The sequence below is a fragment of the uncultured Shimia sp. genome, assembly GCF_913054185.1.
Lineage (GTDB): Bacteria > Pseudomonadota > Alphaproteobacteria > Rhodobacterales > Rhodobacteraceae > Shimia.
On sequence record NZ_CAJXIV010000023.1, the window covers coordinates 33395 to 44243 of the forward strand.

Below are 10849 nucleotides of genomic sequence, written 5' to 3' on the forward strand. Positions count from 1 at the left end.
CATTTGGAGCGCAAATTAGCTCAGCGCGTCGTTACAGCGACCGCAAACGCCCGCATGGCTGTGCTGGCCGACGTCTGGCAGGATCTTCCAGCACCGCTGGCATTTCTCACCATCAGCCTTCTCAAACACCACACCCACGCCTTCGATTTCCGGCAGGCGGAAGGCTTCGGCGGGCATCGGGTCGTTGCTGACTTCGATGGTGGAGGTGATGCAGATGTCGGCAAAGTTCACCGATTTGAGCGCCTCAACCACATCCGCGTCGCGCACATGCACCACAGGTGCCGCTTCCAGCGACGCGCCGATCACCTTGTCGGTCCGCTGGATTTCCAACGCGGCGGTCACCACGCGGCGCACGTCCCGCACACCGGCCCATTTTGCCGCCAACGGCTCGTTGAGCCAATCCGCCGGTGTCTCAGGGAAGTCAATCAAGTGCACAGAGCTGTCCTCGCCCGGGAAGCGCTCCAGCCAGACCTCTTCCATGGTGAACACCATCACCGGCGCCAACCATGTGGTCAGGCGGTGGAACAGGATGTCGAGCACGGTGCGGGCCGCACGACGGTTCAGCGTGTCACCATCACAATAGAGCGCGTCTTTGCGCACATCGAAGTAAAACGCGGACAGCTCCACAGTGGCAAAGTTGAACACGGCAGAGACTACGCCCTGGAAATTGAACTCCGCATAGCCCTTGCGCACCTGGTGGTCGAGCTCGGCCAGACGGTGCAGCACCCAACGCTCGAGCTCCGGCATGTCCGCCACGTCCACACGATCCGCCTCGGTGAACTCAGACAGGGAGCCCAGCATAAAGCGCATGGTGTTACGCAGACGACGATAGCTATCCGCCACACCTTTCAGGATCTCTGGTCCAATGCGCTGATCTGCGGTGTAATCGGTTTGGGCAACCCATAGGCGCAGAATATCGGCACCGTACTGCTGCACAATCTTTTCCGGCACAATCGTGTTGCCCAAGGACTTGGACATCTTGTTGCCCTTGGCATCCAGCGTGAAGCCGTGCGTCACAACATTGCGATAGGGCGCGTGGCCCTTGGTGCCACAGGCCTGCAACAGCGAACTGTGGAACCAACCGCGGTGCTGGTCGGTGCCCTCCATGTAGACATCCGCAATGCCGTCGGCCACGCCGTCTTCGCGGTCGCGCAACACAAAGGCGTGGGTCGAGCCTGAGTCAAACCACACGTCGAGCACGTCAAACACCTGCTCCCACTCATCGGCGTTGTACGTGTCACCCAGGAAGCGTTCTTTTGCGCCATCCATGTACCAGCAATCCGCGCCTTCTTCTTCAAAGGCAGCTTTCACACGCGCGTTCACCTCAGGATCACGCAGCAGGAAGCCTTCGTCGGTTGGCAGCAGGCCCTTTTTGACAAAACAGGTCAGCGGCACGCCCCAGGCGCGTTGACGCGACAGCACCCAATCCGGACGGTCTTCGATCATCGAGTACAGGCGGTTGCGGCCCTTTTGCGGGGTCCATTTCACCAGCTCATCAATCGAGCGCAGTGCGCGTTCGCGAATGCTGTCGCCCATTTCGCTTTTGCCGTCATCCAGCTTACGATCCACAGAGGCAAACCACTGCGGCGTGTTGCGATAGATGATCGGCGCTTTGGAGCGCCAGCTGTGCGGATAGCTGTGCTTGATCTTGCCACGCGCCAGCAGACCGCCAACTTCAACCAGCTTCTCGATGATGGTCTTGTTGGCGTCGCCTTCCTTGCCCTTACGGTTCAGGATGTAGGTGCCACCAAAGAATGGCAGCTCTTTGCGGAAACCACCATCGTCCATCACGTTATAGGTGATCATCTGTTCCAGCATGCCGAGGTCACGGTAGAGTTCAAATTCCTCCATACCGTGAGACGGCGCACAATGCACAAAGCCGGTGCCTTCGGTGTCGGTCACAAATGGCGCCGCGCGGAAGTCACGCAATCCGTCCCATTCGCCTTCGCCACCTTCAGCCCCATGCAGCGGGTGCTTCAGGTCCAGACCAGACAACTCATCCGCAGGCACGTCACGCACGCGGGTCCACATGTCCGCATCCAGACGTGCGCGAGTCATCACATCAGCGGCGAGATTGTCAGCCAGCAGGAAGCGATCGCCAACATTGGCCCAGCTTTCCTCCGGCGTGCCGGTCACTTCATAAAGGCCGTACGCAATGTCGGCGCCATAAACGACCGCTTTGTTGGACGGGATGGTCCAAGGTGTTGTGGTCCAGATCACAACCTGCGCGTCTTTCAGATCGCTGCCTTCATTGGCGACCTTAAACTTCACCCAGATCGTGAAGCTCTCTTTGTCGTGGTATTCCACCTCAGCTTCAGCAAGCGCGGTCTTTTCAACCGGCGACCACATCACAGGCTTGGAACCTTGATACAGCGTGCCGTTCATCAGGAACTTCATGAACTCATCGGCGATCACGGCTTCGGCGTGATAGTCCATGGTGATGTAAGGATCAGGCCAGTTGCCGGTGATGCCCAGACGTTTGAATTCCTCACGCTGGATGTCGATCCAACCCTCAGCAAACTTGCGGCATTCCTGACGGAACTCGACAATATCAACCGCGTCTTTGTCTTTACCTTTTTTGCGGTATTGCTCTTCGATCTTCCACTCGATGGGAAGGCCGTGACAGTCCCAGCCCGGCACATAACGCGCGTCGCGGCCCATCATCTGATGGGAGCGTACAATCATGTCTTTGATGGTTTTGTTCAGCGCGTGGCCAATGTGCAAGTGGCCATTGGCGTAGGGCGGGCCGTCATGCAGGATAAACGGCTCGCGGCCTTCTTTCTCACGCAGGCGGTCATACACGCCCATTTTTTCCCAACGCTCCAGCCACGCAGGCTCACGCTTGGGCAGGCCAGCGCGCATCGGGAAATCAGTTTTTGGGAGGTTCAGCGTTTGTTTGTATTCGGGTGTATCGGCACACATCTGTCCGGTCCTTCTCGGGCGGTCTTAGCGGAAAATCGAGGGGCGGCGCGGCAGTCCATGCGCCTTGTCCCGGCGGCTCGTAGGTTCAGAGCGCCGGGCTGATAATTCGAATAATAATTGCGAATATCTGCGTCATAAGCGCCTTATAGGGCGCTCTGGTCATATGGTAAAGCGGCGATACTTGTCGCCCGCGCACCGATCCCCTATCTCTCGCGCAACAGGGAGAGACCCATGGCGACACTGCCTCCGAAATTTGATGTGACACGAGACGACATCGCCCGCGTTGTGGCTGCATTCTACGCGCTTGTACGTCAGCACCCCGGACTGGGCCCCGTTTTTGCCGTGCACGTCGACGATTGGCCCACACATGAAGCCAAAATTGTCGACTTCTGGGCCAACGCCATTCTGCATGAGCGCTCCTATGATGCGAATCCTCTCAAGGTGCATCGCGACGCGGGCAATGTGCGCCCCGGCATGTTTGAAGGCTGGCTGGCTCTGTTTGACTTGACCCTACGCGAAGAACTGCGTGAGGATCAGGCCGCAGCTTGGTCCGCACTCGCGCATCGCATTGGCCGCAGCCTGCGCGCCGGTGTGGTCGAAAAGATGAAAGGCCAAGGTGGCGTGCCAATCCTGCGCTAATCGCGCTTAGCTCTCCTTGGAGAACAACCCGGTCAACGCCCGCTTTACCAGCCCGGCAACACTTGGGCGACGCCCCGCACCAAACGGCAAGGGCCGGCAGACTTCCATCGCAGCCACGCCCACCCGCGCGGTCAATGCGCCGTTGACCAGCCCCTCCCCAAACCGACGGCTCAGCTTTGCCAAAGCCCCACCGCCCGCGATGGTCCCAATCAGATCATCCCCCGCCGCAACCGCACCGGTAGCAACAAGATGGGTCATCACCGCCCGGAACAAGCGCCAGCTGCCCAATGTGCCTGAGCGCCCACCATAGATCTCTGCAATCCTCCGGATCATACAGATGTTGGATGTGAGCGCCGCCACAACATCCGCCAATGCCAATGGCACCAAGGCGGTCACCGCCGCCACCTGCCGCGCCGCCGCCTCGACCTCGCGCTGCGCTGCCTGATCCAAAGGCAACATCAACTCGCTCTCCGCAAGCGTCATGAGGGCGTCCGCATCCAACACGTCATTGCGCTGCTTGGCCAAGCTATCCCGCCCCCAGGCGAGATCCTCGCGGCCCCGATAAAATCGCAACAGCTCGTCAACAATGTCACGCGCCTGCCCCATCTCGCGGCTCTGCGCCGCCGTATCCGCGCGGGCTTTTAAGCCGTCCACGCGTTTTAGCCGCGCCAGACCTGCCAGTTCTTTTAGAATGATCAGCAACGCCAACAAAAGCGCCGCCCCACCAATCGCTGTGACCGCCCAGCCGAGGTATTGATTGCGTGCCACCATGCCCGTGGCAAAATCCCAAGCCGCCATAGACACAGCCGCGCTCAGGAACATGCCCACCAGCGCCCAGAACCACCGCGTCAACCGGCTTGGCTTGCGCGCGGCCAGCCGTGCCGCCACCTGCATCGCCTGCCCGCTTGGCGCTGGCGCATGTAGCTCCGGAACCGGCGCCGCATCCGCCACTTCTGGTGCCGCCTGATCTTCAAGCTCAATCAAAACCGGTCCATTGGTCACAACATATCCCCAATCAAAAACTGCGCCGCGCGATCCATGCGGATATGCGGCGGGCCGTCACCGGGCCGCAATGTGTTGGCAGCAGGGGCAAACTTCATCACCTGATAGTCCCGCTCTAGCCAACGCTCGGCGCCTTCTTTGGCTGGGTTGAGCAACGCGCTGGCATCCTGCGGCAAAGCCCCCGGATAAAACGCCGCCTGCCGCCCATCTTCCAACAAACGCCCGCGCACACAGTCGAGCTTTTGTCCTTCATGTGTCACCGTTTCTTCCACCGTTGCGCGCAACGCCGCCAAGGAAAGCGCCTCCGTGCTGGCCCCGGCAAACTGCGCTCGATCCGCCGCCTCGCGCGTCAACGCCTGCATGATGTTGGTCAACTGCGGGTGCTGGCTGTGATGCAGATGATCCGCCTTGGTCGCCGCAAACAGGATTTTCTCCACCCGTTTGCCCATCAACAACCGTTTCAGAAACGCATTTTTTCCGGGGCGAAACGCCGCCAGAGTATCCGCCAGCCCGCCGCGCATGTCCTCCACGGCGCGAGGGCCTGCATGGATTGCCCCCAGCACGTCGACCAGAACCACCTGCCGGTCGATCCGCGCAAAATGGTCGCGAAAGAACGGCTTCACCACCTGCGCCTTATAAGCTTCAAACCGCTTCTCAAAAGTGCGCCACATAGACCGCCGCCCCGGCTTCTCCACCGCCACCATGGGCGCAAAGGTCAACACAGGTGATCCGGCCAAATCCCCCGGCAACAAAAAACGCCCCGGTGTGCAATCTGAAAACCCTGCGCCACGCGCCGCGTGCAGATACTCGGTAAAGGCCGCCGCCAAAGCCTGTGCCTTCGGCTCATCAAGCTCCGCCGCGCCATCCATGGCCGACACTAGCCCCAGATACTCCGCCGCCTCATCGCGCCCTTTGAGGCGCTCCAAAACCTCCACGCTCCATTGCGCAAAGCTCTTGTCCATCAAGCCAAGATCCAGCAGCCACTCCCCCGGATAATCGACAATATCCAGATGCACCGTGCGCGCGCCCTGAAAGCCAGACAACAGCCCATTGGGCCGCACCCGCAACGACACCCGCAGCTCGCTGATCGCGCGTGTACTTTCCGGCCAATGCGGCGTTTGCCCGGTCATCGCCGCCAGATGAGTCTCAAAATCAAAGCGTGGCACCAGATCATCCGGCTGCGGCTGCAAAAACGCCGCCTCGATACGCCCTTCGGCATTGGCCACCAGCTGCGGCATGCGCCCGCGATCCAGCAAATTGGCCACCAGCGAAGTGATAAACACCGTCTTGCCCGAGCGCGCCAGACCTGTCACGCCCAGCCGCACCACCGGCTCAAATACGCCGGTGACGGCATCAGAGGCCGCTTCAATTTGACGGGCCACCCCGTCCGCAAGTGTGGAAATGACCAAGCTTTTGGCCCCTTTGCCTGTTTCGCCCTCAACCTATGCGCGGCCCAGCGTCATTTCCAGTGGGCAGAAAGGCTTCAATTTCCCCGCCCAATGGTCTATCGCACGCCCCATGCCCAGATACGCCTTGCAAGTTGAATACCACGGAGCCCCTTTTGCCGGATGGCAAAGGCAGGCAGACCAGCCTTCTGTGCAAGGCGCCATCGAGGCTGCCTTGGCCAAGCTGGAGCCGCGTGAGCACACCATCGCTGCCGCCGGGCGCACCGACGCCGGGGTGCATGGGCTTGCGCAAGTGGCCCATTGCGACATGGAAAAAGACTGGGACCCGTTCCGCCTCTCGGAAGCGCTGAACTTTCAGCTCAAACCGGCCCCGGTGGCGATCATTAACTGCGCCAAAGTTGCCGATGATTGGCACGCGCGGTTCTCGGCCACCGAACGCCGCTACCTGTTCCGCATCCTGATGCGCCGCGCGCCAGCGACCCATCAAGCCGGCTTGGTCTGGCAGGTCAAACATGAGCTGGACCCAGAGGTCATGCAGGCCGGGGCTGATCGCCTGATTGGCAATCACGATTTTACGACGTTCCGGAGCTCGATTTGCCAGGCCGCCAGCCCGCAGAAAACCCTCGACGAACTGCGCATCGAACATGTCGACACCATTGGCGGACCGGAAATACGCTTCCACGTCCGCGCCCGCTCCTTCCTGCACAATCAAGTCCGCAGCTTTGTTGGTACGCTTGAACGTGTCGGCGCTGGTGCCTGGTCCCCCGACGACGTGACTGCCGCGCTGGAGGCCAAAGACCGCGCTGCCTGTGGCCCGGTCTGCCCGCCACAGGGCCTATATTTGGCAGGCGTCACCTACCCCGACGCACCTTTCGACTAGTCCGCTTTCTCCTTCCTCAAATATCCCGGTGGAGCGATTTCGACCGTAAGCGCGGGGTGGCCCTTGCTTCTCCGCAGATCAGCGAAACAAGGCTGACGACGGATCTGCCCTAGGGGAAACTCTTGACCTTTTGGCGTAAATACCGCCTAGCTGCGCCCCACCAGAACTTTGTGAGGCCAAGTATGTTCAAGCCTGCCATCACCGGCACCGGTGTTTTCACCCCCGAGCAGATCATCACCAACGACGAGCTTGTGGAAGCTTTCAACGCGTATGCTGACAAGATGAACTCTCAGAACGCCGAGGCAATTGCTGCAGGCGAGATGGAGTCGCTGCCACATTCCTCCAGCGAGTTCATCTTTAAGGCCTCAGGCATCGAGCAACGTCATGTTCTGGACAAAGAAGGTGTGCTGAACCCGGACGTGATGCACCCACAGCTGCGCCAACGCAGTGATGACGAGCCCGGTGTGATGACTGAAATGGCATTGGATGCCTGCACAAAAGCGCTTGCCAAAGCTGGTATTGACGCCTCCGAAATTGATCTGGTGATCTGTGCCGCCTCCAACATGGAGCGCGCCTACCCAGCTGTGGCGATCGAAATTCAGAAAGAACTGGGCGCAGGTGGCTTTGCCTTTGACATGAACGTCGCGTGTTCCTCAGCCACCTTTGGCATTCAAGCTGCCGCTGACATGGTCCGCTCCGGATCTGTGCGCAAAGCGATTGTGGTGAACCCCGAAATCTGCTCCGGCCATCTGGAATGGCGCGACCGCGATTGTCACTTCATCTTTGGCGACGTCTGCACCGCGACGGTGATTGAGCGCGACGAGGACGCCAAAGGCGCCTACTTCGAGATCATCTCCACCCGCTGCGCCACGCAATTCTCCAACAATATCCGCAACAACAATGGCTTCTTGCGCCGCTCCCGTCCGGCAGGCGTGGAGGATCGCCGCGACATGCAGTTTATGCAAAACGGCCGCAAAGTGTTCAAAGAGGTGGTGCCCATGGTCTCCGCCCACATGCTGGCCCACATCGAGGCCGAAGGGGTGGCTCCAGACAATCTGAGTCGCCTGTGGCTGCACCAGGCCAATAAGTCGATGAACGACTTTATTGGCAAAAAGGTCTTGGGCCGCACGCCAGAAACGGAAGAGCAGCCCAACATCTTGCAGGACTACGCCAACACGTCGTCCGCTGGTTCAATTATCGCTTTTTCCAAGTATTCCGATGATTTGGCCGCTGGCGACCATGGTGTGATCTGCTCTTTTGGCGCCGGTTACTCCGTTGGATCTGTGCTTGTGAAGCGCCATTAACACGCGAACGATTCGAAAACTTCGGTATACCACGGTGCGCAGACTGTCATTTATGACTGTCTAGCAGACGAAACCTATCGTAATTGGCAGGTATCGTAACAATGGTTGCTAAGTTGTGCCCAAGAGACAGCCAGACCAATTTGCGCTAGCATGGTCTGTGGAGGGAGCCGTTGTCTCGTCGTGATGCTTCCCCAGGCATTCTGAGACAATGGGTTCGAGAGGTGATTTTTACTGATCCCCTTCTACTCTGCGCTGTCCCGTGCGGAGGTTTGTATGCACACCCGTGCACTTTTTTCCCTAAAGGTCTTTTCATGACGCTTGGGTGGCCCAGATCGCTGGGCCACCTTTTTTTGTCCCACACTTTATAGCTGTTCGTCGGCCCACCGGAATGGCGACGGCCTATTTGCGCCGATGCCGATATCGAGTCTTGCCAATGGACGGCACTCCCATCTCCACCAGGATACTGCCATCATCGTCACTCTTGCGATGAAGCGGATGTTCAACCAGCCCGGCACTCATCGCCAACGCCGCCAGATCTGCCCGATTGGACAGGCCAGTTTTGTTCAGGATATTGTTCATCCGCTGCCGCACAGCGGACACGGACACACCCAACTGCTCAGCAATCACCTTGTCCTGCAACCCGGCGCCCACCATCTCAAGCAGCTCACGCTGTTTGTCGGAAATCTTGTTCCGTTCGGTAAATTCTGCTGCAAAATGGCCGTGATAGGCTTGATGGCCCATGGTCGCGACCGCTTGCAACACCCAGCCATGGGTCTGAATGATGTGCTTCATCTCCCGCTTGCTGTGATCCCCACAAAAAGTGATCAGCCCCGCCTGCGGAGGCGCATGCCATCGCAAGGGGATGGAAAACCCCGCGCGCATGCCGCGACGCGCCGCTTCTTGCAGCACAACATGGCGCGCCTCTGGCATGTGATGGTATTCGTCGACAAATTCGATCCCCACGGCAACCGGCGTAAGGTGATGCACGGCATGCGTTCGGAAATAGCTCCACTTGGACACATCCGGGTCTTCATTCACCGTATTCAGCCAGGTGCTGTCATAAGACGTGCGAATGAAGAGCGTTTTTTTCCAATCCGCAAAATTACTCGCAGAAATGAAATCGATGTAGGGCAGGTTCAACAACCGCCCCACCTCAACAATCAAAGTCCACACCTCCGCCGAGCTCTGCGTGGTTTCCAGGTCCACCAGAAACCCTTGCAACAACTCCGGAATGTGGCGCTCGGCCTGCAACAGCGGCCGACGCCGGGAGGGGTCGCGCATGGCTTAGACCGTTTCTTCTTCCAGATGCAGCTTCATATCCACGAGCACCTGCTGTAACGCCACAGTTTCCCGCAAAAGGCGCTTGGCTTCGGCCATCGTGATAATGCCGTCTTCAATGGACTGAGTGTATTCGCCCATCAACATCGCAAACCGCTGGCTCAACGCAATCACATCAGAGTTGACGCCACCTTTGTCCGCAGAATTGCGCCGCCGATTGTCATGGCTCAAAGAATTGCCTTTGAGCTCTGCCAATGCCGCTGTGACATGTGGATAAGACGCCGCCTCTTCCAGCGCGGCAACCGCATCGATTGGCATAAACCGATCCGCGTGTTCGTCATGACTGGAATAATAGCGGCCCAGAGTGGCCTTGGATTTCCCGGTCAGCTCACAGGCCGCCTCAATTCCTACGTCTTTTACCAAAGCCTCGGAGTGTTTCTTAAGATAGCTGTCCACGACGCTCATATGTATTCCCCAAACCGTTTACTCATTAGACCTCCCCCGGAAACGCGGTCTGACGCCTCTAAGGGGAAAGCGGTCAGTCTTTTCCCATATTCGGCTTAACCTGAATTTGGCATTTGAGAAAGACCGGATGCATTACATCCGACTGTGAGTGACTCGGATACTTATCCGAACGTATTAGTTTCCGGCGGGTGAGGCCGGACCCAGGAAAGCGGTGTGTGATCTGTCACTCACATTCCGCTGGCCGTTTGGCCACGCGACCCGGCCTCATCATCCCCATGGCAATGCCAAGATGCGACGGGTCGCGTTTCACATTTAGGGTGCCCATATCGAGACCCCAATACGACGCTTCAAATTTTCCGCAACGATCTGAGCAGCACAGCCTTGATCCCCACGCCAAATGCGGCTTATCACGCGGCCATGGCCAAACTTTACTACAACTACTCCACCATGAACGCCGGCAAATCGACTTTGCTGTTGCAGGCATCTTACAATTACCGAGAGCGCGGCATGGACACCTACCTGCTGACTGCGCAGTTGGATCACCGCGCAGGCGAAGGCCATATTGCCTCCCGCATCGGCATTTCTGACAAAGCGGATACGTTTGACGCCAACTCTAACCTGCTCGACACCATCAAAACCCGGCTTGCAAAAGGTCCGCTGGCCTGTGTGTTCATTGATGAAGCGCAGTTTTTGAACGAGGATCAGGTTTGGCAACTGGCCCGTGCTGTGGACGATCTAAAAGTACCGGTCATGTGTTACGGGCTGCGCGTCGACTTCCAAGGCAAACTATTCCCGGGCTCCGCCGCGCTTCTGGCCTTGGCGGATGAGATGCGCGAAGTGCGCACCATCTGTCATTGCGGCAAGAAGGCCACCATGGTGGTGCGCCAAGACGAGCAGGGCAATGTGCTGCAAGAAGGCGCACAGGTGCAGATTGGTGGCAATGAGAGCTATGT

The 10849-nt window shown here is 58.7% G+C and carries 9 protein-coding genes; 4 read left to right on the forward strand and 5 right to left on the reverse strand.

What is annotated here, in order from left to right:
- Positions 1–15: 15 nt before the first annotated feature.
- Positions 16–2922 carry an isoleucine--tRNA ligase gene (ileS, locus tag QZ517_RS07180; protein ID WP_294224316.1) on the reverse strand — a complete coding sequence of 969 codons (2907 nt, stop codon included), beginning with the start codon at positions 2920–2922 and terminating at the stop codon, positions 16–18.
- A 231-nt stretch (positions 2923–3153) separates the two neighbouring features.
- Here ileS and QZ517_RS07185 point away from each other — a divergent pair, with 231 nt between their 5' ends.
- On the forward strand, positions 3154–3561 hold the full coding sequence (locus QZ517_RS07185) for a group III truncated hemoglobin (protein WP_294224319.1): 408 nt from the start codon (positions 3154–3156) through the stop codon (positions 3559–3561).
- Between the two features lie 6 nt (positions 3562–3567).
- Here the strand turns inward: QZ517_RS07185 and QZ517_RS07190 are convergent, their stop codons facing one another.
- Together QZ517_RS07190 and QZ517_RS07195 are read right to left on the reverse strand one after the other, a co-directional pair.
- Positions 3568–4563 (reverse strand): YcjF family protein, encoded by a 996-nt coding sequence (locus tag QZ517_RS07190; RefSeq protein ID WP_294224322.1) that lies wholly within the window; start codon positions 4561–4563, stop codon positions 3568–3570.
- Complete coding sequence (locus QZ517_RS07195; protein WP_294224327.1) at positions 4560–5972, reverse strand: YcjX family protein; 1413 nt, start codon at positions 5970–5972, stop codon at positions 4560–4562. The genes QZ517_RS07190 and QZ517_RS07195 overlap by 4 nt, the downstream gene beginning before the upstream one ends.
- A gap of 109 nt (positions 5973–6081) precedes the next feature.
- Here QZ517_RS07195 and truA point away from each other — a divergent pair, with 109 nt between their 5' ends.
- Positions 6082–6849, forward strand: coding sequence for a tRNA pseudouridine(38-40) synthase TruA (gene truA / locus QZ517_RS07200; RefSeq protein WP_294224339.1), 768 nt, complete (start codon positions 6082–6084; stop codon positions 6847–6849).
- 182 nt (positions 6850–7031) lie between these two features.
- Positions 7032–8153 (forward strand): beta-ketoacyl-ACP synthase III, encoded by a 1122-nt coding sequence (locus tag QZ517_RS07205; protein ID WP_294224329.1) that lies wholly within the window; start codon positions 7032–7034, stop codon positions 8151–8153.
- A gap of 399 nt (positions 8154–8552) precedes the next feature.
- Here QZ517_RS07205 and QZ517_RS07210 read toward each other — a convergent pair whose 3' ends face one another.
- Both QZ517_RS07210 and QZ517_RS07215 read right to left on the reverse strand, forming a co-directional pair.
- A complete protein-coding gene (locus QZ517_RS07210; protein ID WP_294224331.1) occupies positions 8553–9434 on the reverse strand; it encodes a LuxR C-terminal-related transcriptional regulator in 882 nt (293 codons plus the stop codon).
- A gap of 3 nt (positions 9435–9437) precedes the next feature.
- Positions 9438–9896 carry a hypothetical protein gene (locus QZ517_RS07215; protein WP_294224334.1) on the reverse strand — a complete coding sequence of 153 codons (459 nt, stop codon included), beginning with the start codon at positions 9894–9896 and terminating at the stop codon, positions 9438–9440.
- A gap of 417 nt (positions 9897–10313) precedes the next feature.
- Here QZ517_RS07215 and QZ517_RS07220 point away from each other — a divergent pair.
- Positions 10314–10849 (forward strand): thymidine kinase (locus QZ517_RS07220; protein WP_294224342.1); only part of this gene is annotated, 536 nt, incomplete at its 3' end.

What these genes read in the sequence shown, in the direction of transcription:
- ileS (WP_294224316.1), bottom strand. Translation starts at nt 2,922, where the DNA reads ATGTGTGCCGATACACCCGAATACAAACAAACGCTGAACCTCCCAAAA.
- QZ517_RS07185 (WP_294224319.1), top strand. Translation starts at nt 3,154, where the DNA reads ATGGCGACACTGCCTCCGAAATTTGATGTGACACGAGACGACATCGCC.
- truA (WP_294224339.1), top strand. Translation starts at nt 6,082, where the DNA reads ATGCCCAGATACGCCTTGCAAGTTGAATACCACGGAGCCCCTTTTGCC.
- QZ517_RS07205 (WP_294224329.1), top strand. Translation starts at nt 7,032, where the DNA reads ATGTTCAAGCCTGCCATCACCGGCACCGGTGTTTTCACCCCCGAGCAG.
- QZ517_RS07210 (WP_294224331.1), bottom strand. Translation starts at nt 9,434, where the DNA reads ATGCGCGACCCCTCCCGGCGTCGGCCGCTGTTGCAGGCCGAGCGCCAC.
- QZ517_RS07215 (WP_294224334.1), bottom strand. Translation starts at nt 9,896, where the DNA reads ATGAGCGTCGTGGACAGCTATCTTAAGAAACACTCCGAGGCTTTGGTA.